General features: G+C 37.4%; 32 protein-coding genes. 6 read left to right on the plus strand and 26 right to left on the minus strand.

All coding sequences use genetic code 11. The features are described from left to right. The first annotated feature begins 201 nt into the window (after nt 1–201). Nucleotides 202–705, plus strand: a complete 504-nt coding sequence (locus tag K3T81_RS07280; RefSeq protein WP_238019088.1) for a DUF2621 family protein — start codon at nt 202–204, stop codon at nt 703–705. A gap of 17 nt (nt 706–722) precedes the next feature. On the opposite strand, the gene K3T81_RS07285 is transcribed toward K3T81_RS07280, so the two are convergent. From K3T81_RS07285 to K3T81_RS07310, 6 genes are all read right to left on the minus strand, one after another. Next, complete coding sequence (locus tag K3T81_RS07285; RefSeq protein WP_238019089.1) at nt 723–1,196, minus strand: CcdC family protein; 474 nt, start codon at nt 1,194–1,196, stop codon at nt 723–725. A gap of 54 nt (nt 1,197–1,250) precedes the next feature. Then, nucleotides 1,251–1,610: a response regulator gene (locus K3T81_RS07290; RefSeq protein WP_106896729.1), complete on the minus strand. Its 360-nt coding sequence runs from the start codon at nt 1,608–1,610 to the stop codon at nt 1,251–1,253. An 18-nt stretch (nt 1,611–1,628) separates the two neighbouring features. Further along, nucleotides 1,629–2,054, minus strand: a complete 426-nt coding sequence (locus K3T81_RS07295; protein WP_106896728.1) for a Na(+)/H(+) antiporter subunit B — start codon at nt 2,052–2,054, stop codon at nt 1,629–1,631. A gap of 60 nt (nt 2,055–2,114) precedes the next feature. Continuing rightward, nucleotides 2,115–2,819, minus strand: a complete 705-nt coding sequence (locus K3T81_RS07300; RefSeq protein WP_238019090.1) for a cytochrome c biogenesis CcdA family protein — start codon at nt 2,817–2,819, stop codon at nt 2,115–2,117. 175 nt (nt 2,820–2,994) lie between these two features. Then, a complete protein-coding gene (locus K3T81_RS07305; protein WP_036572951.1) occupies nt 2,995–3,216 on the minus strand; it encodes a YneF family protein in 222 nt (73 codons plus the stop codon). A 298-nt stretch (nt 3,217–3,514) separates the two neighbouring features. Next, on the minus strand, nt 3,515–3,994 hold the full coding sequence (locus K3T81_RS07310; protein ID WP_238019091.1) for a hypothetical protein: 480 nt from the start codon (nt 3,992–3,994) through the stop codon (nt 3,515–3,517). 341 nt (nt 3,995–4,335) lie between these two features. On the opposite strand from K3T81_RS07310, the gene K3T81_RS07315 reads away from it, so the two are divergent. Then, nucleotides 4,336–4,542: a hypothetical protein gene (locus tag K3T81_RS07315; protein WP_238019092.1), complete on the plus strand. Its 207-nt coding sequence runs from the start codon at nt 4,336–4,338 to the stop codon at nt 4,540–4,542. A gap of 564 nt (nt 4,543–5,106) precedes the next feature. Here the strand turns inward: K3T81_RS07315 and K3T81_RS07320 are convergent. Both K3T81_RS07320 and K3T81_RS07325 read right to left on the minus strand, forming a co-directional pair. Further along, complete coding sequence (locus K3T81_RS07320) at nt 5,107–6,162, minus strand: hypothetical protein (protein ID WP_238019093.1); 1,056 nt, start codon at nt 6,160–6,162, stop codon at nt 5,107–5,109. A gap of 95 nt (nt 6,163–6,257) precedes the next feature. Beyond that, nucleotides 6,258–6,575, minus strand: coding sequence for a YolD-like family protein (locus K3T81_RS07325; RefSeq protein ID WP_238019095.1), 318 nt, complete (start codon nt 6,573–6,575; stop codon nt 6,258–6,260). A 145-nt stretch (nt 6,576–6,720) separates the two neighbouring features. Here K3T81_RS07325 and K3T81_RS07330 point away from each other — a divergent pair, with 145 nt between their 5' ends. The 3 genes from K3T81_RS07330 to K3T81_RS07340 all read left to right on the plus strand — a co-directional run bounded on the left by K3T81_RS07330 (nt 6,721) and on the right by K3T81_RS07340 (nt 8,787). Then, entirely contained in the window at nt 6,721–7,656 is a 936-nt protein-coding gene (locus K3T81_RS07330) for a hypothetical protein (protein WP_238019097.1), read from the plus strand. 395 nt (nt 7,657–8,051) lie between these two features. After that, nucleotides 8,052–8,273, plus strand: a complete 222-nt coding sequence (locus K3T81_RS07335) for a helix-turn-helix domain-containing protein (protein WP_238019099.1) — start codon at nt 8,052–8,054, stop codon at nt 8,271–8,273. Next, entirely contained in the window at nt 8,266–8,787 is a 522-nt protein-coding gene (locus tag K3T81_RS07340) for a GNAT family protein (protein WP_238019101.1), read from the plus strand. The genes K3T81_RS07335 and K3T81_RS07340 overlap by 8 nt, the downstream gene beginning before the upstream one ends. 28 nt (nt 8,788–8,815) lie before the next feature. Here the strand turns inward: K3T81_RS07340 and K3T81_RS07345 are convergent, their stop codons facing one another. The 8 genes from K3T81_RS07345 to K3T81_RS07375 form a co-directional block, all read right to left on the minus strand. Continuing rightward, complete coding sequence (locus K3T81_RS07345) at nt 8,816–9,595, minus strand: N-acetylmuramoyl-L-alanine amidase (RefSeq protein ID WP_238019103.1); 780 nt, start codon at nt 9,593–9,595, stop codon at nt 8,816–8,818. A gap of 65 nt (nt 9,596–9,660) precedes the next feature. After that, complete coding sequence (locus K3T81_RS07350) at nt 9,661–9,885, minus strand: phage holin (protein ID WP_238019105.1); 225 nt, start codon at nt 9,883–9,885, stop codon at nt 9,661–9,663. Between the two features lie 16 nt (nt 9,886–9,901). Then, nucleotides 9,902–10,243 carry a hypothetical protein gene (locus K3T81_RS07355; RefSeq protein WP_238019107.1) on the minus strand — a complete coding sequence of 114 codons (342 nt, stop codon included), beginning with the start codon at nt 10,241–10,243 and terminating at the stop codon, nt 9,902–9,904. A 91-nt stretch (nt 10,244–10,334) separates the two neighbouring features. Beyond that, nucleotides 10,335–10,700 (minus strand): hypothetical protein, encoded by a 366-nt coding sequence (locus tag K3T81_RS07360; RefSeq protein ID WP_238019109.1) that lies wholly within the window; start codon nt 10,698–10,700, stop codon nt 10,335–10,337. 329 nt (nt 10,701–11,029) lie between these two features. Further along, on the minus strand, nt 11,030–11,164 hold the full coding sequence (locus K3T81_RS19470; RefSeq protein WP_275949823.1) for a CD1375 family protein: 135 nt from the start codon (nt 11,162–11,164) through the stop codon (nt 11,030–11,032). Then, nucleotides 11,165–11,449: a hypothetical protein gene (locus tag K3T81_RS07365; protein ID WP_238019111.1), complete on the minus strand. Its 285-nt coding sequence runs from the start codon at nt 11,447–11,449 to the stop codon at nt 11,165–11,167. Between the two features lie 18 nt (nt 11,450–11,467). After that, nucleotides 11,468–15,097 carry a siphovirus ReqiPepy6 Gp37-like family protein gene (locus K3T81_RS07370; RefSeq protein ID WP_238019327.1) on the minus strand — a complete coding sequence of 1,210 codons (3,630 nt, stop codon included), beginning with the start codon at nt 15,095–15,097 and terminating at the stop codon, nt 11,468–11,470. A gap of 19 nt (nt 15,098–15,116) precedes the next feature. Continuing rightward, nucleotides 15,117–16,085 (minus strand): hypothetical protein, encoded by a 969-nt coding sequence (locus K3T81_RS07375; RefSeq protein WP_238019113.1) that lies wholly within the window; start codon nt 16,083–16,085, stop codon nt 15,117–15,119. A 71-nt stretch (nt 16,086–16,156) separates the two neighbouring features. Between K3T81_RS07375 and K3T81_RS07380 the strand changes: the two genes are divergently transcribed. After that, nucleotides 16,157–16,570, plus strand: coding sequence for a hypothetical protein (locus tag K3T81_RS07380; protein WP_238019114.1), 414 nt, complete (start codon nt 16,157–16,159; stop codon nt 16,568–16,570). 68 nt (nt 16,571–16,638) lie between these two features. Here K3T81_RS07380 and K3T81_RS07385 read toward each other — a convergent pair whose 3' ends face one another. The 10 genes from K3T81_RS07385 to K3T81_RS07430 are packed head-to-tail and all read right to left on the minus strand — an operon-like array spanning nt 16,639 to nt 24,393. After that, a complete protein-coding gene (locus K3T81_RS07385; protein ID WP_238019116.1) occupies nt 16,639–17,487 on the minus strand; it encodes a phage tail family protein in 849 nt (282 codons plus the stop codon). A gap of 3 nt (nt 17,488–17,490) precedes the next feature. After that, complete coding sequence (locus K3T81_RS07390; protein ID WP_238019118.1) at nt 17,491–21,357, minus strand: phage tail tape measure protein; 3,867 nt, start codon at nt 21,355–21,357, stop codon at nt 17,491–17,493. 18 nt (nt 21,358–21,375) lie between these two features. Continuing rightward, nucleotides 21,376–21,522, minus strand: coding sequence for a phage tail assembly chaperone GT (gpGT, locus tag K3T81_RS07395; RefSeq protein WP_238019119.1), 147 nt, complete (start codon nt 21,520–21,522; stop codon nt 21,376–21,378). 38 nt (nt 21,523–21,560) lie between these two features. Beyond that, a complete protein-coding gene (gpG, locus tag K3T81_RS07400) occupies nt 21,561–21,923 on the minus strand; it encodes a phage tail assembly chaperone G (RefSeq protein WP_238019121.1) in 363 nt (120 codons plus the stop codon). Between the two features lie 33 nt (nt 21,924–21,956). Beyond that, entirely contained in the window at nt 21,957–22,313 is a 357-nt protein-coding gene (locus K3T81_RS07405) for a HeH/LEM domain-containing protein (protein ID WP_238019123.1), read from the minus strand. Nucleotide 22,314: 1 nt separating this feature from the next. Continuing rightward, entirely contained in the window at nt 22,315–22,965 is a 651-nt protein-coding gene (locus K3T81_RS07410; protein ID WP_238019125.1) for a major tail protein, read from the minus strand. A gap of 34 nt (nt 22,966–22,999) precedes the next feature. Further along, entirely contained in the window at nt 23,000–23,383 is a 384-nt protein-coding gene (locus tag K3T81_RS07415; protein ID WP_238019127.1) for a hypothetical protein, read from the minus strand. Continuing rightward, a complete protein-coding gene (locus tag K3T81_RS07420) occupies nt 23,383–23,775 on the minus strand; it encodes a hypothetical protein (RefSeq protein ID WP_238019129.1) in 393 nt (130 codons plus the stop codon). Before K3T81_RS07420 ends, K3T81_RS07415 begins: the two co-directional genes overlap by 1 nt. Beyond that, nucleotides 23,772–24,140 (minus strand): head-tail adaptor protein, encoded by a 369-nt coding sequence (locus K3T81_RS07425; RefSeq protein WP_238019131.1) that lies wholly within the window; start codon nt 24,138–24,140, stop codon nt 23,772–23,774. The genes K3T81_RS07420 and K3T81_RS07425 overlap by 4 nt, the downstream gene beginning before the upstream one ends. Next, entirely contained in the window at nt 24,127–24,393 is a 267-nt protein-coding gene (locus K3T81_RS07430; protein ID WP_238019329.1) for a phage gp6-like head-tail connector protein, read from the minus strand. Before K3T81_RS07430 ends, K3T81_RS07425 begins: the two co-directional genes overlap by 14 nt. Nucleotides 24,394–24,410 lie beyond the last annotated feature (17 nt).

The raw sequence follows: 24,410 nt of genomic DNA on the forward strand, positions 1-24,410 counted from the left end.
TATATCATGCGATAATATGTCGCTTGTTTGCAGTAATTTTCCTATTATAATATGATATAATTGTTTTACTTGTTATCTTTATGAATATATACCCAATTATTAGTAATATTACTATACCTGCGTAAAAAAATAAATTACTTATGTAAAATACTTGTAACAATTTGTAATTTCATTTGATTATTTGAAGAAAAAGGTGAAACGATGTCGGGATTTGTAGATTATTCTATTATAATCATTTTATGGGGCTTTCTTATGATTATCTTTATGGCAATAGGTGGTTTTTTCATGTTCCGTAAATTTTTGAAACGACTTCCTAAAGAAGATGGAAAGTCCATTATGGACTGGGAAGAGTATTACATGGAAAAAAGCCAACATATGTGGAAAACAGAAGAGAAAGAACTTCTTGAAGAATTGGTTTCTCCTGTGCCTGAACTATTTAGAGATATTGCAAGGCATAAAATCGCAAGTAAAATTGGAGAAATTGCGCTCAAGAGAGAAATGAGTACTATCAACCAAGAAGTGGTAATCGAAGGATATATTCTAGCTACACCTAAACGGGATCATAAGTTTCTCAGAAAAAAATTAAAAGAGAAGAACATTCAAGTTGCTCCTTATGAACATTTGTTTATCATGGCAAAAGAGGATTATACGCCAGATTGGGAAAAACGAATGGAAAACAATAATAAAAAGAAGTCCGAACACTAAACATTTCGGACTTCTTTTTATGCATTAACGTGTAATTGCTTTTCAAGCTGAAGAAATTTATACAACATACAGCATCTCCACGTAAATATCATCCCAAATGCCAAGATAAAAAACATTCCACTTGTTTCTCCTGCTGAAATACTGCTACCGATGATCAGTTTCATTACAATTCGAAAAAGCAGTAAACCAAACAGAATAAAAACAAATGATTTTGAGGGAATCAAATAGATCGCTTCATGCCGAATCTCAAATCTGGAAGCTCTAACTAAGAAAAACGAACAAATAACGCCTACGATAAGAGCTTCTAAGAACTGGCTTAAGCTAATTTGAAAAACAGGAAATATAAACATTAATGCACCTGTACTCATAAAAAGGGGCGGCAACATAATTTTTTTAACCGAAGCCGGCTTCTTGGCTCCCCTTATGCGAATAAAAATCATAGTCACAGCCATACAGGCTGCAACAATAGTACTGGCTACCAACCAAAACATAATGACATTACCTCATACTTTCTATCAGGTTATACCCTTAGTTGTTACCGTTTCTCATTTCACTAAGCGGTTAACAGTTTCCAAGACCTGACTATCATCAAACGGCTTTACAATAAAGTCTTTTGCACCAGACTCGATTGCTTCCACCACAACCTTTTGTTGGCCCATAGCTGAACATACAATGATGGTAGCATGCGGGTCATAAGACTTAATCTCCTTAATTGCATCAATACCATTCATGACAGGCATCGTAATATCCATTGTAACAAGGTCAGGATCCAGTTCCTTATAGAGCCTCACCGCTTCTGCACCATCCGCAGCTTCCCCCACAATATCATGGTTTTCTTTTTTAAGTATAGTGGATAAGGTTACCCTCATAAAGTTTGCATCGTCAACTACCATAACTCTGGCCATATTCTTCCTCCCTAAATGTTACTGATCGTTTGCTATGGTTAAAATGATTGTCATCATTACTCCGATTACTGTGAAATAGACTCCTAAGTCAAAAATCATAGCTGTTGCCAACTCAATTTCACCAAATAAAGGAATTGTAAAGTAATCAAAGGTCTGGGATAAGAATGGTACACCAAATATAAATGAACCTATACCTGTACCAAGTGCGATAGCTAAACCAATTGGAATTAATATCAAGAAGTTTATTGGTAGTACTTTCTTTACAGCCTCGATTCCATAGGCTATATACATAAGCAAAATAGCCGCTGAGGTCATAAGCCCACCAACAAAACCACCACCTGGTGAATTATGTCCGGCAAGTAATAGATAGACTGCAAAACCTAGCAGGATAAAGGCTATCAATGATGTGGTAGTACGTAATATTAGATCGTTTGTTTTGTACATATAAAAAGCTCCTTTATGCCTATATATCATAAGTTTAATATACTCTGCTAATAAAATCCATCAAAATCCTGTGAAACCAAACAACCCGCCCAAATAGGACGTCAATTTATAAATCCAGTCAAAAAACAACGCTATCCCTATCACTACCATTAAGTACCCACCTATCTTCACAATGATGGAACTGTGTCTTTTTATCCAACCTAATTTCCCAACGAAGAAGGATAATATAAAGAAAGGGACAGAAAAACCAAGTACGTAACTGATCATCATCCACATCCCAGCTTGTGGCTCTGTATACGCAAGTGACAGGACGACACCTAGTATGGGACCAGTACATGGCGTCCAGCCAAGGGAAAATGCCAACCCGATGATAAAAGATCCTACAAAGCCAGCTGGGCGATTTTTAAACATAATTTGTTTATTCTTCATCAAGAACTCAAAGTTCAACACTCCTGCGATTACTAATCCAAAAAAGATAATTAGAATAGCGCCCACTTGTCTAATTAAGTCTTGGTTTGTCCTCAAAAATTCAGATATGTAAAGGCTCGTGAACCCCATCATGATAAACACACAAGAAAAACCTAGTAAAAAGAAAAGGGTATGCATTGTGCTCTTCACATTGAATTTTTTATTATCCTCTTTTAATTCGCTTACACTCATACCTGTAATATAGGATATAAAAACTGGAAATAACGGCAATACACAGGGAGATATAAACGATAAAAATCCAGCACTAAATGCAATAAAAATATTTACTTCAGACATATTCTACCTCCTCATAGCTAACTTATCACAGTGTAGCTAAAAAAGTATTGTTCCATGCATTAAATTTATGACGAAAAACCGAAAATATTAAGCGTTGTAATAAAAAAGCCCCTTACGTTGTACGGTAAGGGGGTAATTCGCGCGGATGCTTGTTGCAAAATTATAAAATAATTGCTTACTTACCAGATTGATTATTCATAGAACGCATCATCTGATTAATTTTCTTCTGGGATGGTTTTTGTCCCATTTGCATCATTAACGTACGAAGCATTTGCTCATTAATTGGTGGATTCTTTTTTAAATAGCTCATCATATATTTTCTTGCAATAAAAAATCCAAGAGCAACACCAGCAATTAACGCTGCTATAGCAATTAGTACTACCCAAATCGTGCTCATGTCACGCCTTCCTCCTTCGTGTTGTCTCTTTAACAGTATAGTAAATTAATGATAAGAATACAATCGATTACGAAAATAACGTCATAAAAATTCGTAAAAGGTTGATGTATCAATGATTCTACACTATTATAGTATTTTTTACAAATGCAAGATAATGTATGTAAATGAATTGATTTGGGGCTAAATTGGGGCTAGTTTGGGGCTGAAAATATTATACGTGGGTAGACGTTAAGAGAGGGAGATCATTCCCCTCTCTTTTATTTAGTTTCTACTATTATATATGTCCTTCTATTCTAGATTATTTATTCCCGTTGACTGACTCGTCTATTATATCTTTGAACCTTTTTCTTTTATTTGTAGGTTCCTCCCTTAAGAGAGGAGAATAATCTATAGTTTCAACCTTATCTTCTTTGTTTTTATTTGGAATTTCCGATTTCAAGTGTTGGTTGTTCGTTTCATTAGATGTGCTTCTATCTCTATTTAATGTACTATTTAAGCTTACTAACTCTTTCAAAGATTCTCTGACTAACGTCCTTTTATCATCCAGTATTCTTATAATCTCTGCAAAGCCAAAGATCATAATACCCCATATGAGTCCAGCTAATATATATATGGCGGCATTTTCCCAAGATGTTTCAGTAATTGGTTCTCCATCATAAATAGAGAATTCGCTCGACTCGTATCCTACAACTGTTTCGTAATTAGCAATGCCTAGTACTATCCCACCTGCTATAGTTAGCCAACCTATAATGAATAATAATTCAGCAATTCGATTCAAATCGATATCCCCCTAATTTCTTTTACCTCATATTACCATAAAAATGCAGGACTTTGGACACACATATTGAATTACGTTTTAAGGAGTTGATAACAATGGTGAAAATGTATTGCCCTGTGTGCAGGAAAGAGTACCAGGAGGATGACCTAGTTTGTTTGGATGACATAAACACAGTAAGGCACTTACACTGTAGCGACAGGGAAATTATTTATAAGGATGCCCGGCCATTTAAAGAGATGATTTACAAGTACGATTTTTTTAAGAAGCTTAGAATAAAAGTTTGAAAGGACACCCCCTTCTAATACCCATTTACGATTATAGGGTTAGGAGGGGATTTTATTATGGAGAAAAAGATACTTGGACACATTGCCGGATTTGGAACACTGAGGGATATGGAGAGATTGGAACAAGATTACTACGGAGAGTTTACGGATGCTGGCATGAGTGAACTTTTAATAAAGGAAGAGCTGACCACCAAGGAATGTGATCGCTTGAGTGAGGAGTTGTCTGGGAAGGTTGTAGTAATAAAGAAAAAGCCCTCTAAGTGAGGGCTAAATATTTACTGCTTATATACTACCAAAATAAACTTATAAATAAGAATAATGTTTCTTATGGTTACAATAAAACTGTGAAAAATAATAACATTCCAGAATGTATATAAGGTGTAGGTTATCACTTGTTTGGTAATATTACTTAGTTGTCTTAACACTTCAATATCCAAGATATTATTTATATTAATATTATAGAAGAAGCCTAATACAATTACCCCTATTTGTATGAATACACAATATATAAATGAAGATATTAGTTGTCGAAGGGCACCTTCCTTTTCTTTATCTTCTTTTAATTTTGAAAATGCGTTTTTTAATGTTTCTCTATTAAATACTGCAATTAATGAAACTGATGTTATATTAAATCCAACTAAAATGGCAATTATCGTAAAAAAATCGGTGTTGGTTTCTTCTACTTTTAATAGTGTTTCTGATACGTTCGACTGAGATATATACGTAATTATAGAACTAAATAACGCAAGAATAACAGGAATAATAAATTCTAATAAGATTCTACTTCCATTTATTCCATGGAAGTATGATTTCCATATTAAAAAGGAATTAGTTTGTTTGCTCTTGACTGCCCGTATCTTGGTTCCTTTCTGAGATGATCTTTTGAATCTGTCCTTGAACATCAGCGTCTTCACCTACTGCTATAATATTTGGTGTTCCCCCCTTGCCAATTAAGGGATTTTCTTGTTTTATTATCTCAATCATTCTATTAAAAAGGTCATCTGTAGAAGGTTCTCCATTAATATTATATTCAACCTTACCGTAGAAATCCCTTGTTATAGTATCAGGAGTAATTCTTTTTGTTTTCCCATTATTTAATTCTCCTTCAATTGCGTATGAATCATACTTTTGTTGCTCAATAACTGACTCAAAGTATTTTTCAAAAACACTTACCATTGCTCTACCTGTTTTATTCTTAATTTTAATTTCCATATCATACTCTTCGATCTCATTTTCTTCTAATTCCTCATCTAACATTTTACTTACATCTACGGCCTTTTTATTAGTAGTATGGTCCAATGTAAGGATAGCACTTTTAATTTTTGTAAACTCTTTTAATTTATCCATGAAATCAATTGGTGGAAGTGTTTGCAATCTGTAAGATGAACGTTTATGAATAACAAAAGGGTGTTGCGAATTTAATTGATTAAATTTTTCAATATATGGGTAGATTAAATTTTTATGTAAATGCAAAAAAGTATGAAGTAATTTTCTGCTAAATACTTTATTGAAATCTTCCTGTATTAGCAGTAAACCGCTACATTTATCTATCATAAAATGTACATTATATTCTACCCCATGAATTCTTTCAATAGTTCCAACTTCTTCCTGTGTTTCAACGTCAATTTGAGATCGGCGAACACCGTGTCGAGCAGTTATGAAATAACCTTCAACATAATTCGGTTCGGTCGAGTCTCTATAATCACCAAGGTTGATTGAAACTGTATCATTTTTATACTTTCTGATAGATTTTTGCAATTTCATTATTGATTTAAGTAGTAAGTCAATTACTTCATAATCATAAGTGTATTCATACTGAACATCACCAGCAAATTTAGGTGTCGTAAACTCATAAGCTTTTATGGTAGTTGTTTGTTTTGTCACGATTAGTTCCCTCCTCTTTTATTGTCAAATATTACTTCAACAAAGAGGGCCTTTATTCCTGCATTTTTGACAAATTCATCTAAAATTTCTTATTACTAGTCTATCCAGGCACCAGTTATACTATCCAACGGTACTATCTGTTCGTTTATTGTTACAAACTGATTAAGCACATCTACACCGAGCACCTTCCCTTTAATCTTATGGTAATCATGATCTCTAAAGAACTCCAATTCAATAGTGAGATCATCTTTTAAAGCTAACTGTAGAGCAAGGTTAATCTCTTCTTTTTGAAATTCAGAGATCATAGGCTTTTTTTTCCACTCTTGCTGCTCATGTATTTCTTTTAGAATTTCAATGTGTTCCGGCATCATCATAGAAGTCCATTTGATTGTTCCTCTGTCATTTACACTCATTGCTAAGATCCTCCTTTCAGAACGTTTGTTTCTATATTATATAAGAACAAACGTTCTTATAGCAATAGCAAATTTAAAAACTTGATATTATTTATTATTTTAATGCAGATTTCTTGTTATTATTAATTTCAAGGAGGAGTGCATGATGAAAAAAATAGCGATGGAAGGTATTATAACTGCATTAATGACAACATTGGTTACTTTGGCTGTAGGGGGGCTGTTTTCCGAAATCTTCGCAGACAATTCGAAAGTAATTATCGGCGAAAGTACAAAGGTAAGTGATAAGGATTATTACACTCCTGTTACCATAAATACTTTTAATAATGAGATAAATGGATTGGAAATAGGTCTACCTAACTCTGTAGGTGGTAATCAAATAAAAACTAGTGAGCCAGTCAACATAACAAAAACTGTGTTTGACCTCAGTAACAATGACAGTTCAATTTACAAATTAGACAATATCCCACAAGATACTAATCTACAAATTGCTCTTTTTTCAGATAGTGTGATTGAAAATGAAGATATTTCTATACATAAGAATGGAAACAGGATTGAGGTTGAAACATTATCTGAAATACAAAGCCCACAAATGGAAATGTTTAGTTATATTATTGCTTCTTCGATACTTTATGGAATTTATATTTTAGTTTTAACTATGTGGCGTGAGAAGAAAAGAAAAGAGATGTTTGCAAGAATTGAGGAAGCAGCTAAAAGAGATATGGAAAGTATACAAGAACAAAAATCATACTTGGAAAGAAATATGGAGTACACGAATAATCAATTAAAAGATACCAAGGAAGACCTCGAAAAAATTGATAACTTTCATAAGAAACAACGGCTATTAACAAACGCACAACTCAACGATTATAGTAAAGAGTTAAGTTTCTGGCGTGATACAATAAGGAAAGTTATTTATTCATCCAATTCAAACTCCAAAGAAATAAATGCAAATGAATTAATAAATATAGTCTCGAAAAACTTAGAAACTTACCAAACCATGGAAAATAAAACTCATGACTTCGAAGCTATTAAGGCTTTGGCCAGAATTTTAACTGAAGAAAAAAAGAATGATAAAATCTAAAGTCCTCCTTTGGAGGACACTTTTTTGTGTAAAAAGTTATTATTACATTTTGGTTGCGTAAACGCAACGATTTTGCTATAATATAAACATAGACAAGGAGGTGAACAAGTGGAATACTTAGCAAAAATAATAGCCTTAGCAATATCGATACTAACCCTCTATAATCTTTGGTTGACAGCCCAAAAGAAAAGGTTAGAAATCAAAATGCTAAGACTAGATATTAGAAGAAAGAGAAGAGGGGGTTAAACCCCTTCCCTCTTTTCCTAAGTATACCACATGGATTATGTTTTATATACTAATGGTAATTTTATGGAGTTCTATCGGGGTTTTGGGAATATGGAATGTAGTATTAAATCGCAAGAAAAAGAAACTAAAAAAGGAGTTGGAGAACTTACATGAAAATAAATAAGCACCCTATCATTCAAAATATAGAAGCTCTTTTGCACTCGAAGATTACAGCATACAAGATCCAGCAGGAAACTGGTATTAATCGAAGTACCATAGGAAGGCTTAAAAGTGGAGAAATAGAGATAGTGAAGCTTTCATTAGAAAATGCATTGAAATTAAGTGATTTATGGCATACTCATAAAAAAAGTGAGGATCTAATTAATGAGTAAAGCTATAGGTAAGATGAGCCCAGAAGAAATAATCAGGGATAAGTTTGGTATACCTGTCATCGAGGGGTTAAAAAATGAAAATTTAAGCTTGATCACTAACGCGGAAAGTATTCCTGGCTCTGATCTTAAAGGTTACCGATGCAAAGATGGAAATTATAAATTCTGTTTAGTTAAAGTCACACAGAACAACAGACAACTACCAATATTTTCTATGGACTTCTTTAGATCTTCTGATAAGTTATTGAAGTTAACAAACTCGCCAGCTTGTTATACGCTTGAATACATCCATGTCCATGACCCACAATATCGTAATAGAGGCATAGCATCTTACTATTTAAGCAAACTAGTAGCTTTGTTAGAAGAAGAAAACATCCCCATTTTAAGAATACACCCTGACCCTGATGCTAATAATTTTAAGCACACTTCTAAAGAGAAATCTTTGAACATTAAACAATTAAAAGAGTTTTATATAAGAAAATGCGAAAACCAAAAACTTAAAATAGACTTTTATTAAGCCCCCAAAAGAGTGAGGGCTTTTCTTTTCACTTCGTATAATACCTTACATAATTAGAGTTGGCTGTAATATACAATCCACTCTTAATTTGATACATTTGACCACCGTCCACAGGGAACTTGTCCCGAATAATAGTAAACACTTCTCCTCTATTTACAACAACAGCCTTGTCGTCCCAATCAGCAGTATTATACGTCCAAAGAGAATCTGTTACAATCTCCACATACCCTTGTCCGGATACGTCATCATCTTTCTTTACTAATCCAAAGTGCGAAGCAATGGCATCGGCCAAGGCTTTACCAGTGTTATCCATTACAACGTCATTGCGCATCTTCTGAATATCAATGGTTGAGTCCATGAACCCACCTTCAATAAGAATGGCTGGCATGTTCGATTCACGGAGCATATGAAAGTTCGCTGTTTTAATGCCACGATCACGGAGCCCCATCGCTGTTACAATACTAGGATGGATTCCTCTTGCTAAGGTATTACCTGAAGAGGAACCAGGATAGTGATACGTTTCTGTTCCTGTCCAAGATCCCCATTGCCCTGTATTGGCATTGTGGTGGTACGATACCAAAATATCCGCATTAGCATTGTTTGCCTTGTTAGTTCTAGTAGATAGTGGGACGTCTGTATTTCCAGTAGGATCATCTAATCTCACAATACGTGCGTTCTCGTAGCCTCCAAGATCCTTAATAGCAGCTGAAACTACCTTATTGTTAAAACTCCATTCTCTTTCTCCTGCCGGTGATCTTTTCCCCGGTGTGTTGATTCCATGTCCTGCTCCAATAGCGATAATTGCCATAGTAAATCTCCTCCTTGATTTAATATATTAGAAAAACGGCTTGCCCGTTTGGACTAGCCGCTTGACTATTTGGTAAGGTTATTTCGTTGTAAAACTTTCTTTTGCTGCTTCCCTTTAAGAGTAATATAGTTGTTCTTAAACCAAGTCCATAGAGAAGCTAGAAAAGCCAATCCATAAGCGATTGTTTCCTCGTCTAATACTGGAATAGGTTGTAATCCATATTGAGCCAACAATGCGTTTATCCATGCAATAGCTAGCGCTACTGTTCTAACGATAGTACCTTTGTCCATTTTGTTTCACCTCCTTTCAATTTGCTAAATAAGTCAATAAAAAAACCGCTATGGATATGGCTAATGCCAACCATGACGGTAAGTTCTTAAAAGTATTTTCTCTTTGCTTAACAATGCGTTCTACATCTTCTTTACTTGCGGAATGTGACACTTCTTTACTTAACGCTGCAATATCCTTCTCGTTCTCCTTTGCTCGGTTATGAGCTCCCTTAGCAATATCGTAGGTCTCATTGATCTTGTCTTTCATATCGAGCAAGTTGTCCAATTTCCCATTTTGTTCAGCAAGCGACACTTTTACCTCCATGAGCACTGTCATGAATTTCTCCATGTCCTCCACTTCCTTCGCTGTTTGTGTCATTCTAGACCCCCTAACGATTTGACGTAAATAACCCGCCATGTAATATGACGGGGTGTTTCTGTACATAAAAAAGCACCCTGTTAAGGATGCTTTAAGTTATTATTCCTTCATCTTTAGCTTTTTCTAATAATTCTTTTAAAACGGATGGTGTAACATCTAAAGGTCTAGAAATAAAACGCAAATTATCATCTTCCTTTTTATAGAAAGCAAATCTAACTTCGTCTTGTTTCAACTCTTTAACTGTTATTAACTCTATTGCGGCTACTCCATCGTTTTCCACATTTACTGTAACCCGTTTCCATAAAGTACAATATTCAGTATCGTTTATTGGTTTAGATTGGGGTTTATTTCCCTTTTTACGCTTCTCTTCTTTTAAAATTCGTTCTTCCCTATCACGTTGCCTCACTATTTCTTGAGCTTGGTTTGACTTTCCCATCATATCATATCGAAAACCCAATAATATCCCCTCCTATCTACCTATTTCGACAGGAGGGTCGAAAGTCCTTTATTTTATTTATTTAATCGGAATGTATATTCCCTTAATAAACTACTATATCGGCTGGAAAAAAGATCACTAGTTGAATAATCGAAGCCTTCTATTCTATAAACTACCTGCCTTGAAATCTCGTCTACATAATATTTTGCTTGAATTCCTTTTTTATTTAAAAAATCTGTAAAAGTTTCAGACATATATTCACCTCTTTTCTTAATATATTACTAAACTATTATTGGCTAAATTCCCTTATTTTAAACATTTTTTATAATCATAGACATAAAAATAACGCCTTACTGGGCGTTAATCAGATCTTCTCTACCTTCTGAAATTATTAGTAATCTTACATCTTCTTTGTAATCATTCGGCACTCTGTCATAGGTCCAATTTCCCTTAATTATTTGTGTAGCATAGATAACGGCCAACATTTACCCACCTCCTTCCAATTTATATAGTTTTTCATTCATTTCTAGTAAAGCAATAGATAACTGATCCTCTATGCTTGGTTTACTAAGTTTCTCTTGTTCTTCCTCTATTAACTGCTGCTCATATTCATCGTCTTTTACGAGTTCTCCTTCTACCAACTTGTATAGCATTGGTGAGTCAAAGAAGGGGTGACTTTCGTCTATCTCCTGTTCAACTGTGCCTTTGTAATAGGTAGAACTCCAACCTTGCACTCTGCCTTCATCAGACACTTCCATGTGAATAACCATTCTGCTGTTTTGCCTCCCTTAGTATTCAAAAATACCAATTAGCACTCGTTCATTGTGAGGCGATTCCCTGTTGGTGTCGTTGCCCCGTATTTCGCCATTATCAACGTATATATATTTTCTATTAACGGTTGTACCTGGCGTATCTGCACCTACAAATAGATTAATACCTCCACCGCCTCCAATATCTAATCTTGATTTATGGATATGAGAAAAACTAAGGTTGTCCCTATACATAGTGCCACTAGCGTATCTAGCCCAAACTAAAACCCAACCATTCCTACAGTCTGTGAGTGGTTTGGTAGGTGTTGCGGTCTGCCCTCCCTGCATGTAGATCGCACCGGTCCACAAAGTAGGGGCTCTCCCTATCGCGTTATATCTCCCTTTTGCTATTTCCCAAGTAGAGTCTTCTGGCATGTAAACGGATGGTGAAGTGCCCTCCACTATCTGTATGCCATCACATTGTACCCATTCATTGTTACCACCAGACACTTTAAACTCCAGTGAGTCTCCCTCTGAGAAATCAGTGGGTATAGCGAATGTGACTGCATGTCTTACTACAGAATAATCATCAGGAACAGCAGGAAAGATAGTGTTGGTTAGTCTTCTGATAAAATCTCCCGCTGCGTTTATATGATCAATTTCAAATCTTGGTGTACCCCCTGCTACTACATTGTGCTGTCTTTTGAAGAACCCGGATGCGGTGAACGTCATACCACCAGCTACGCCATCGTAAATAGTCTGATATACGTAATCTCCGCTTCTAACGCATATTGCCTTCTCACCAAATATAGGCAGTGCGCTCCGATTATCCGGCCCCCACACCATCGCTACCTTGGCTCCGCCCCGTTCTATCCATATATTCTCACTAGGATTATCGGACATCCTCATATCCAACCAGTTATACTTAATAGCAGTTGACCCCATAGAGTCTGGATCATGTTTGACCAATTCGAATGAGTGGTCTTTAACTATATTCCTCCTTGGTGTGGCGTTGTATTTAAGTCCCGATTCTCCGTCCCTGAGAAAGAACCCTCCGTCTTGTACCGTAATACCTTCATTATCTACCTCGGTTACTGCGTTGTTTAATTTCCCATCTATACTATCTGCTCTATCCTTAGCATAGTCTTTTGCATTAGTTTCTGCCGCGTCCGCTTTCACTTTGGCGTCTGCTTTCGCCTGTGCGAGTTTATCTTTGGCGTCTTGAATAGCACGAGCTTCTTCGGCAGAAACTTTCCCGTCAGCGTACGCCTTTGCTTGTGTTTCAGCGAGATTAGCTTTAGCAACCGCAACAGATTCAGCTGCGGATTGGGCTGCATCTGCTTTATCCTGTGCATCTTGTGCTACATCTTCTGGGGCTATACTCCAATCTGAAGCTACATTACTTTTTTCTAACTTTTCTCTCCCCATAACAAATTCTAAAGAGTCGCTTTCATTGTAAGCTCTCACCATTGGTTGAATCCAATCATAATCTATACGCCTTACCCCTGTAAGAACTATTCTTTTACTTTCACCCGGGTCTACTCTTTCGCTTTGACCAGAAGAACCTGAAAAAACTAAACCGTTAATATGAAAATAAAAAGGGGTTATTCCTACATTTTTAAGATATATAGAATATACGTATGTTTGATCTAATACCATAGGTTCTGAAACAGCTGTACTACTATTAGTTGTGTATAGAAATTTGATGCCATGACTCCCGCCTGTTGTTGTGACCTTATATGCTTTAGAAAAACCCCACTCTTCCCTCATGCTAAATTCTTCTACTTGTGCTAAAGAACCACTATAAGTATTCCATTTGTCTATGTTGTCACTATTTAGTATTAAGTTTCTTCCACCCGGTTTTACATTATCGTACAAAGGCGACCAACTATAATCACTAGCATTATTTGATTCGGAAGCAGTTGTTTTATTATAGGCTAACCCTAAATACCTTTTTCCTCCAGGGCTATCTGACATCCCATTTCCATCTTTGTCATCAGCATATTTTGTCCATGTATACCTTGGAGTGCCATCTGCACCGGGGTCTCCTGGTATTCCTTTATCCCCCTTTGTTTTTGCCCAGGTATAGTCCTCGTAATTCGCACTCTCATTAGGAGAACTTTTATTATAGGCTAAACCTATATATTCCTTTCCAGTTGGAGAATCGCTCATACCACTTGTTGGGCTATCAGCGAATTTCAACCATGTATATAAGGTTCTTCCATCTTCACCAGGCGGACCAGGTAACCCTTGGGGCCCCCCTGGGCCAGCCTTCCAAATTCCTTCTTCCTCACTCCAAATTTTCCAGATCACGTTCTTCGTATCCGAAATATCTACCCAAATTACTGTCTTATCATTAGGTGGCGTTGGAGACTCTACGCGCTTTTTCTCAGCGTATTCTTCCGTATGCCTAATAGAAACTTCAAGGTTCGCTTTGGCTTGTTCGATTCGTTCCTGTTCTTCTTCTAATACTTTCTGATTGGTATATTTCTTTGTTTCTACCGCAATTAAAGCTGGAAGCTCTTGTTTTTCCACTCCTTGCAGTTCATCAAATTTATTTTTCATTTTACTTATCAAAGTTGGACGGGAGCGACCAAAAGTAGCTTCTAAACGAAAACCGCTTACCTCATGTATCTCCTTGAAGTGTGTTATAGGAGCCGTCATCTGCAGCCCCCATGATTTATTAACCACTTGGACTTTATCACCTAAATCAAAGTCTTCTCCGTATTGGAAAGGAGACTCTTGGCTAGGTGTTATAATCTCTGCCTCTAATGTATAGACGCTCTCCATATCACGCATTTTGGACTGACCGCGTTCTTCTAGTTGTTGTCTAATTTCTTCTGGTGACAATTCTTCTTCACCTTTTCCGCCAACATCTCGAGCATCAATAAACGTTTCGATACGATCCCATCCAGCATTATTCCCAAGCGTGATAATTTCCCTTTCAGCACCTTCGCCTTGCCCACCAACATAACCCACATTACGTAAATCATTATCACTGTTGATAAATCCCTGTGACTTTATGGTCTCAAATTCGGGACTAAAAAACACAGGATGGTTTCCATATGGATTATCCTGTGTGAGGTCTTTTGCTTCTATGACATCAAATATTAACTTTTTAGTCTTGAAGTTTGCGAATAACCCCCATCCTAACCCCGTTTTGATAGAGATGCTTTCAAGCTCATCCGCAATGTTTTTATATCGAGATTCCCATTCAATATGCCCACCTCGCTTAAGGTCCGGAGCTACTTCTATATGTGGCATTTTACGACTTGGATCCACAGGATTAACAAAATGGTTATATACATAATGTTTCAGCACCGTTTCCGTATTTCCGGTTTTACGATCATGGCTTGTGTGACCAGGCGGAACAGTTAATCGTCTGCCCATAATGCCATCTATTGTATAGCCTGTTAGCTTAAAATTCTCCGAATCTTTACCACTATCATCTAATGCAATTTCTTTCGTAAGAATAATACCTACTTTGTTGCTTTGTTTGTTTAATGCAACCAGGTTTCCTTTTTCTAGATATTTTGCTTCATGCATATACCGATTCACATGTAATTCAAAATCTCCCACTCCATGAAAATCACGCCCAAACTGCAAGGATTGGTAGGTATCAATCTCTGCTTGAAAATCTAAAAATCGGTTATATATCCGTAATGGCATCTTCACATTATCACCCACCTTAAGCTACTTTAGAAACTCGTACTCTGACAAATTGTGTCTGTGTATCTCTATCAAAATTACCAGTCGTGAATCGGAAATCTACAACATCCCCCTCTTGCAAATCATCAAACCCACTCACCATCAGGAACCTATCGGAAGTGGTACCGAAAGACTTCGTACCTAACGGGAAGCTTTGCGCTCCATTAACGTATACATAAACAGAAATTTGACCATCGATCACTACGTCACTAAATTCAAAAGCCATTTCAATCCAAAACGAATAAATACCATCTGCTTTAGCTACGAATTGCTCATCACTTATAATTTCGGACTGCTTATCGGCTTGCGTTTCTCCAAACTTAATTTTTAAAGCCTGTGATAAAGAAACACCTGCTGGAACTGGTTGTGAGGTATTATTCCTGGTTTTTATAAACGACTGATTAGGCATACTAACCATGCCAACCTCATTAATAGTTAATCCACGGTAAATGTTGTGTAACGGTATATATCCACACACTAGATCGTCCGCCCGTTCATCTTCGATTTCTGACTGCTCGACAAATGATTTTCCAGCAATGATCCTCACCTGAGCAACACTCATCTCAAAAACGTAACTATCGCGAGTTAAACTAGGTAATACAGGATTACTAGCAGGTGTCCCCTTTTTAACATACGCATAAATACGCCGTTCTGCTGGGTTGTTATCAAAACAAATAACTATCCTATCAATACGATCATTATTAGGATCTGCGATTGCATGCGTTAATGTCATCGTACTATCGTTTTCGTACATATACCCATTCGCAAACATAAAGCCTGCTCCTAGTGCAATCTCCATATTTGTTTTAGCAGTAACTTCTAAATTGGGCAAGTTAGGATCATTGGAAACACCATTTCCGATTATTTGTCCATGAAATCTTGCCCAATCGGCAGCTTGATAAACCCGTTGATCATCTGCAGTACTATCGAAAAAATACATTCTTTCCATTTACTTCACTCCTTTGAAGGAAAAATATAACTCCCTGTCGAATAGTGTAGATTGGAGGGAGGTGGTATCACATGGCTAAAAGCTTTCTTGAAAAGCGAGATTTTAAGGCATTAACTACATTAAATGTTTATTCAGCAGTTCAAATAGCAAATGAAAACTCTGACGATAAGAATAAAATTATTTTTATCACTAACTTTGGAATTGTAACTGCAGAAAAAATATTAACTGGAGATTTCAAAGAAGATGAATTAAATGAAAGCAATTATTCTAAATTCATCTCCCAGAGTGCTGTTTCCCTAACAAGAGAAGCACTTAAAGAACATAATAATGAAGATGTTTTGTTAGATAAAACATCATTTGTTCTTGAAAATGTAGTAATTAGACCTTACGGTAGTGATCAAATTAATAACTTTTCAAGTTTAATTTTATTTTCTGACCAAATTGTTGGGGTGTCATCCGGAACCCTTTCGGAAAATAATTCTTAACATCAATGGAACGGTGCTCATAAGCACCGTTTTTCACTTTTTTACTCATTCCTTTTCCTCCTTCATTTTTATATCCCCACATACTGACTATTCCAGGTGACAGACACTAAGCTATTCCTGTCCCCTGCATCCGCGATGTGTTCAATTTCATTCTCTCCTACTTCAAGCTTTAACCAGGTAGAATCATGATCCATATAGCCAAGTGCTGGATAAATCATATTTCCACGGTAGATTTCGACCCGTTTGCTTCCTTCAGTTGTATCAATATGCAAAATTTCATCTGTAGCAATCGCTCGATTAATCCGAATCCATGCTCCCGTAGTTTGATTAATAATTCGGGGATTAGTAACTGGTCCCTGTACATCAATTCTTACTGCAGCTGGTACATCACCCTCATTAGTCAATACTGTTCTGGATCCTGATTTCCCAAGTTCAACAGGGAAAGTATTTGGCAAGGTAAAGTTTCCCACGTATGCTTGTAATGGTTTAGAAGTTTGATTCGGGTCTAGCCAATATGGATTAGAGCACTTCCATGCTATCGAAAATTGTTGCCAGACGTTGCGCCCTCTTTCCGGAAAAACAGGAACGCCATCTAGTGCTCCGTAAATCTCTTTTATGTCTCCATCCAGTTCCAAGATAATTTTCCCTAAGCCAAGTTTAGGATTACATACCCGTAAGATCTCTTTTCTGTAGGATTTTATTTCCTTCAAGTCTTTTTTTAATATGGATCCTTGTAAGTCGATATAACGTGGTTGTAAACGTGTATCTATATACGTATCACCATCTTGATAAGGTGCGGTTTGTCCTTGAATGTCCGCATCAACTTCCCCGATTCCATTCAAACTTTCAATTAGCAATGGAGATAGATAAAAGACAATCGACTCTCCACGTGCGTTTTCATATGTTAGCCGTCTCATTATCTAATCCCTCCATTCCATTGCTAAGTCTTGAATAGCTTTCTTCTGTTTACGTGCATTATCTGCAGGGCTTGATTCGGTACTGTGAAAATGAAGAGTTTGGTTAATTTCAGGCTGCTGTCTCATGTTACCTAGCAGAGATAGTAACTTGTCCAGCTTTTCCTCAATACTAGAAGCACCTTTAGGATTATGATCATTAGTTTTTATTTTATCCTTACCTAGTAACGCTAATAGCTTGGAAAAATCGGTTCTAATAGAAATCGGCTCCAAAAGTGACTGCCAGTCTTGTGTCCCCTCAGCATACTTTGGTGCGGTTCGCATTAACTCTTTAGTCTTTCTTGCTGGCATTACTTGGGAGCCTTTAGGCAGATCAGGATATAAAGTCGGCCTGTCTGCACTTAAAAACATCTTACCTGTTGGCAATGTTACTAGTTCTCTTCCTGCGTTGGATCCTTTTCCATCCCCAAGAACAGCATCACCGCCCGGGTGTCCGGCTGTAGGCGTACCACTCGCCCACCATTTAAACCCATTCGTTACAAATTCAATAGCCTTTTTAACTGGGGATTTAGCTCTCTCATTTAAATCATCAATTGACCCATTGTCCGTTACCGTAATAGGCTTGGTTAACCCTGCTCTAGCAGCGAAATCTAAAACAGATATAGTACCGTTATCTGATACATCAACATCCTTGTCTACATCTTTCCCAGCTTCCTTAGTCCGGTCTTTTTCTAAGCCAATACCCGTTGATGTTTTGGCATTATTTCTATCAATTTGAGAACCTTGGCCCTCGAGCGCATCAGTACCAAAATTGATTTTGTCTTTTGCTTCCTCCCACAAGCCAGCTTCTCTAAGGATTTGTTTCAATACGTCGTCATTTCTAAATATCTTGCGATCTATTTCATCAATCTGACCTTGGATCTCTTGTTTGTTTGCCCCTTCTTGCTTCCAATTTTCTACTAAGTTTGCTCTTTCTTGGAGAAGTTTCTCGTTTTTCTTATCCATCTGTTTAAGGATGTTACCTTCCTCAATTTTAATTTCAGATGTCTTAGCAAGGTTGGCGACACGCTTCTCTTTCTCTTTGTCCAAGGAACCTAGTTTTGTGTCGATCAAAGAATTGAGGTCATTATATAGATCTAATTCTTCGTAAAGATAATTTCTGGCTTCTTGCTGCTGTCCCACTATCTCTTGTAAGGTTGCTCGTCTTTCTCGGTCTTTTTCATTAAGCACACCGTTCTTTTCTAATTGAGCATCTAATTTAGCGAGCTCCTGTTGATTCTTGGCTAACTTTTCATCAAGTTGCGCTAGACCTTTTTCACCCTCGGCATTAATTCCATTTTGCTTTAGGATGATGTTGGCCATTTGCAGATCCATAGCTTTAAACTTTTCAAGTTTCTGCTCGGTTTCTTCTTTGCTTTCCCTAGCCTTTTCCGTTTCTTCTGTTTGCTTTACAATCCTTTCTTCCAAATTCCCACTCAATAAATCATCAATAGCGTAATGTTCTGCTCTTAGTTCCTTCTTCTTCTCTTCTGACAAAGTTTCATCTTGCAAGGCTTCGTTGATTTCCCATTGCCTATCCAAAGCTTCTTGTCTACTTATGTTCTGAAGCTTTATCATTTCTTCAAGTTCTTTATTTTTAAAATTATAAACCTCTTGTTGTCCAACCAATTCATCACGAAGTTCCTTTTCTTGTTGGAGCTGCTTTATGCGCTGACCTTCTAATTCTGCTCTAGAAGCATTATATAGAGAGTCTATATATTCGTTTACAGAGTCCGTGTTAGACACAAAAGCATTACCAGTTTCTGATACTGAATGTTGAACATTAGGTGCCTGATCCATAATATCTTTATTTGCATCAAATAAATAACCAAGTTCGTCCTTCGACAATCCGCTTTTTTTCGCGAGCTTGTCATATTGTTTTTGCAAAGCTTCTATTTCACCCGGGTTACTAGATTCACGGATTCTCTGGTTTAAGTCGTTAAGTTCTGCTAGTTCATCATTACTGATTTTAGCCTTGGAAGAAAGCTTATCAAATGTCTCAGCGCTGGTTTCAAGTTGTACCGCTTGATCACTTAAAGACTGTGCAAGATCCAAGTTAACTTCTTCGGATTCCTTTGATTTTTTAATTAAATCAGCAACGGTAAGGGTGACCCCAGCAACACCAGCAATGGCTAGTCCTGCTACACCGCCTTTACTTAGCAATGATAAGGCTCCGGCTGCACCTTTCCCACCAGATTTTCCTATGGCCGTAGTTAACCCACCAGTTACTTTCATTAGCCCGCCAATTCCAGAACTTAAACCACCAACTACAGTTAAAACAGGCCCTGCAGCTGCTGCCATTCCACCAAGCATAACAATGTTCTTTTTGCCTTCTTCGTCAAGTTCTGAAAACCATTGTGTAACATCCTCAATGCCTTCTTTGACATCAGGTAGGACTTCCCTCGTAAAATCAAGCAGGGTTTCACCAACGGGCAACAAGACTTCCTTCGCTTCGCGCCAAGTGGATTTCCATTGTTGTGAAATATTCTTTTCAGCATTTTTTGTCATATCGTCCATAGTGCCGTCTACGTCTTCTATCCCGTCACCAATCCCGCCAAGGGAGTACATGGCTTCTGCTTCAAGATCTTCCCACTTACTACCGAAGAGCTCTACACCTATCTGGTTAGCTTCAACTTGATCATCCATACCTTTAAGGTCTTTCAACACCGCATTTGATACGTCTTTTACAGTCTTGTCGCCTTTTTTGAATTCCTTCCACACATCTTGGGTGTCTTTTGACATTTGGCCCATTGCATCAGTGGTTGCGTCCGAACCATCTTTCACACGAATCTGAAACTCTTTCATTACATCGTTAATGTAATCGAGATTATAAACACCAGCCTCGGAACCTTTTTGTAGCAATTCAAAGTATTCTTCAGCAGAAAAGCCCATTCTAGCAAACAGCCCTGAATACTCACTTAGGTTGTCAAACATCTCATTAGAGAAGTTTAATCCATTTTGAGCCCCTTTAGCCATCAAATCAAAGGCTTCATCTGATTCAAGACCAAAGCCCTTCATAAGATTGTTTCCGGCTCGCGTGACCTCGTTTACGTCTGCTTCGAAGGTATCGGCGAGGATAACTGCTTTCTCGGTGATACGTTCTAGTTCTTCGTTGTTTAGATCCTTTATGTTTTGCCTAGTCTGTAATAAAGCATGGTCAATTTCCTCAGCGCTCTCGCCAAAACCATTATTGTAAATGTTGCGGGATATATCCGTTAATTCCTTAGCTTCTTCTGCAGTTAGACCTAAAGAATTTTGGATCCTTGTTGCTGAATCTTCATAACTGCCTGCGACTAAACCTGCAGCTGTCCCGATGCCCAAGATAGCAGGGGTGACCGTGGTAGACATAGCCTTTCCAGCGTCAGACGCTTTATCGCCAAAGGCTTTCATTTTATTACCAGCGTTATCTAATTTGTCGCCCATCTTTGTCCAGTTGGAGTTGGCAATACGCTGTTCTTCTCTCAGTTTTGCAAGATCATCTTCTACTCGGCCAACATAACGGCTTAAGTTATTCAAGGAAGCGACCTGGTTGTTATATTCTTTAGCTGCCTTCTTTGCTTCCTCGGTACCTTCTCCGTGTTCTTTGACCATCTTCTCATACGTTTTTCGCGCACTCTCTGTTACAGCTTTTTGCACTTCTAACTTCTTATTAAGACCTTGCAACCTAGTTTCATATTTTTCAACAGATTTATCGCTACGATCAAACGCAGACATATTGGCTTTCATTTCGCTATTAACAACGGTAAGTTGAGACTTCAAATCTTTTAGACCGGAATTTATTTTCATAGTCTCTAAATCTAGCTCAATGGAAAGGCCTTCTATTTTTTCAGCCATGTTATATACCTCCTTTCTTTAACCGCCAAATGCAGCTATTAGGGATGTTTCTTTTCTAGGTTTATTCTTATCTTGCATGAGCTGGACAACGTAGTGGATTGGCATATCTAGTATTTCGTTGATGTCCTTTCCACTCTTCATTAACTTAAGGATGAGTTTGTCCATGTACTCGGCTTGCTTTGCGATAGAAAAATCCTCATCCTCTAATCTTTCCTCGCCAATGAGTTTTTTGTTTCATCAGATTGCTGTCCTTGAGCCACGAATATTATCTGCTGATTTAACACATTTTTTCCTCCTGGTGCATGGAGACGGTTATAAATGTCATCTGATGTTATCTTTCCTCCGTAAATGTCATTAGCTACAAAGTCTGCAAGCTTATCGAATTTATCACCTTCGGACATATCGGAACCTGTGTCAATCTCATGCCAAAGTTCAATTGCATCTCGTGCTACTCGGAGAGGAATAAAACTTGGAGTCCATACTTTCTCGATCTCCGGCTCGTCGCCTTTAGCAACTCTTTCCGGATTCTTAATAAGTTCTAACATGTTTCGTTTTAAATTTGCCATTGTTAATTTCCTCCTAAGTAAAAAGAGCAGGGATTACTCCTGCTCTTTGATTAGTACTTTATTTTGTTTATTTTTGGTAGATTTTAATTCTTGAATTCGTGCTTCATCAACATCTTTATTCTCTTTACGTGGGAAAGAATCGCCTTTAAAATATACGAAGCTATTGTCTTCCAAATCTTTAAAGTCCCGGACCACAACATATTGCTTAGGTTTAGGCTCTTCTTTTGTTTCGGTGTTTTTCTCTTCTGCAGCTGCGTCTGGTTTGCTTGTCTCTTTTTCCTGCTCTCCATTCAGAAGATCCAGAAGTTCTTCCTGTTTCATGTTGCTTTTATACTCAATACCTTTTTCGTCCAACTGCTTTTTGATTTCTGGAATTGTTAGTTTACTCATATTAAACTCCCTCCGGTTCTGTTGGTGTTCCTGCTTCAGGGTGTGACACGCCAAAGACTTTCATAAACAATGCGTCACGATTGGTAGTTACGCCTTTTGTATCACGGGCAAACAATGCAGATTTCTCATCATCAAATCCTTCGACTTCACGGTCCATAAAACTTGCAGTAATTTCTTCCGTTGTAAACTCTGTACTTTCCCCTTTCGTGTTCCCTGTTACAGAAGGACGCGTGAACATCCCCTTTGGCAATCCTACATATTCTTTGGATCCATCTTCATAGGTTTTTGCAAATATAGCAGCAACATATGGTGGATTGTCATTGCTACCAGTTGCGGTTATTCCGTCAACAGTTTCCCAGCCAAGAAGTGTTTCTTTATCTTCAATTGGAATCTTATGAAAACCTGCAGTAACCGAAACATCTCCGCCCGATACGGCAATTTCTGCAGTCTGATTATCACCATAAGCTCTAACTGGCTCCTGGGGCATTTCAACCGTAATAGTTTGCAAGAACTTCACCCGTTCAATTGCTTCTGCAATGGTTCCATCGCCCACAACGCCGTAGTAAAACTCATCTACACCTGTTGAAGCGCGGTAATTCTTTTCATCTGCAAAGTGCTGCAGGTTCATTTTTAACAAGTTTGCTTTATTCATTAAACTCACTCCTTATAAAATAAAAATAGACAGCCTATAAGCTGTCAAAGTCCTCTCGATATAAAGTTCCACGGTAACGTCTTGCGTCACGAAAAACACCTTCAGCATATTCTTTTGGTCCAGCTTTTTGAGCAAATCCAAATTTATTCCACATGATATCTCGTATCTTATCTGCTACTTGATTAGTAGTCTTTCTATCTCGCGTCCATACATCAATCTGTAAAAGATAATCTAACTTAGTCCAGTTGTTATCTGCAAAGTCTTTGGGAGTAGGTGGGTCAATAGGATCTATCACAATATGTGGGTTAATTACATCGCCAGTCGCCGGATATTCGTAGAATTTAATTCTATCTAATGCTTGTTCTTTGATGTAATCGTCAGCAACCAGCGCATTATAAACTTCTGTTAAGATATCCATCACAATCCACCTTTTAATGCTTTCTTTACAGCATCCCGATATGCCTTTTCACTATTTTTCAATGCTCTTGCAATGGCACCTTTACCAGCTGGGTTTGGATTGTTAATGGTTCCCCACTCATTTAGGTGTATAATCCGATATCTACCATCAGGACCACGCCAGTGTATTTTAATTGTGCGTACACCATTCTCCCAAAGAGGCCCCGTAATAGTGATCTCATCTATACTGGCACCAGTGTCTTTAAAACTTTCAAACTCTTGTTTAAGCACTTTGACAAACTCATTAGCAGCATCTAGTAAAGCCTTATCGCTGACATGTTGCATTGCTTGTTGTCCAAGTTTGTTTTCTAATCCAGCTAATAATTTTGATAATCCTTTTACTTTTACGCTCACGTTACCAGCTCCCCAATAACATTAATGAATCTGTTATTTTGCGGATCTGGCTGAACGTGTTTTACGTTGTAGCGATTGTCTTTATATTGCGGATGATCAATTGATATATAATGCTTGTCCGTTGGTACATAGTCCTGTAACGGATCCCGGATAGTTATCGTAATGTCAGATAATGTTCCGTTTGACTTTGCGAGCTCCACGTCTTTTAACCAAACTTCATCAATCTTGGCCATACAAGTGTAAAGAGTTTTCTTCTCGCTCTCCCCAGGTTCTGGACCAGGGTTAGGTGCGTATTCATAGAAAGTAACAGGAGTACGTAATTCCCCACTATGCAACCGTGGTGGTTTGTATTTAAATTCCCTCATCCGTCTCAACCTCCTGGATGAATAGAATGTCCAGACTAAGACCAACAATGTCACTTAAAAAGTTATCGTCAAAATACTCGACTGCATCATTGTAAGCATATCTGGTGCGCTCAAAGACGAGTTCTTTGGCTCTGATATCAAGATTGGTTTCTCCAGATATATTGAAATCACCACATTTGTCTTTAACGAATGCAAGAGAAAAGGATAACAACCGTTTGAGATTGTCATCCTCTCCACTATGAGATATATGCATTCGTTCTTTAAATGCTT

This window comes from Oceanobacillus jordanicus, from assembly GCF_022095695.1.
Lineage (GTDB): Bacteria > Bacillota > Bacilli > Bacillales > Amphibacillaceae > Oceanobacillus_B > Oceanobacillus_B jordanicus.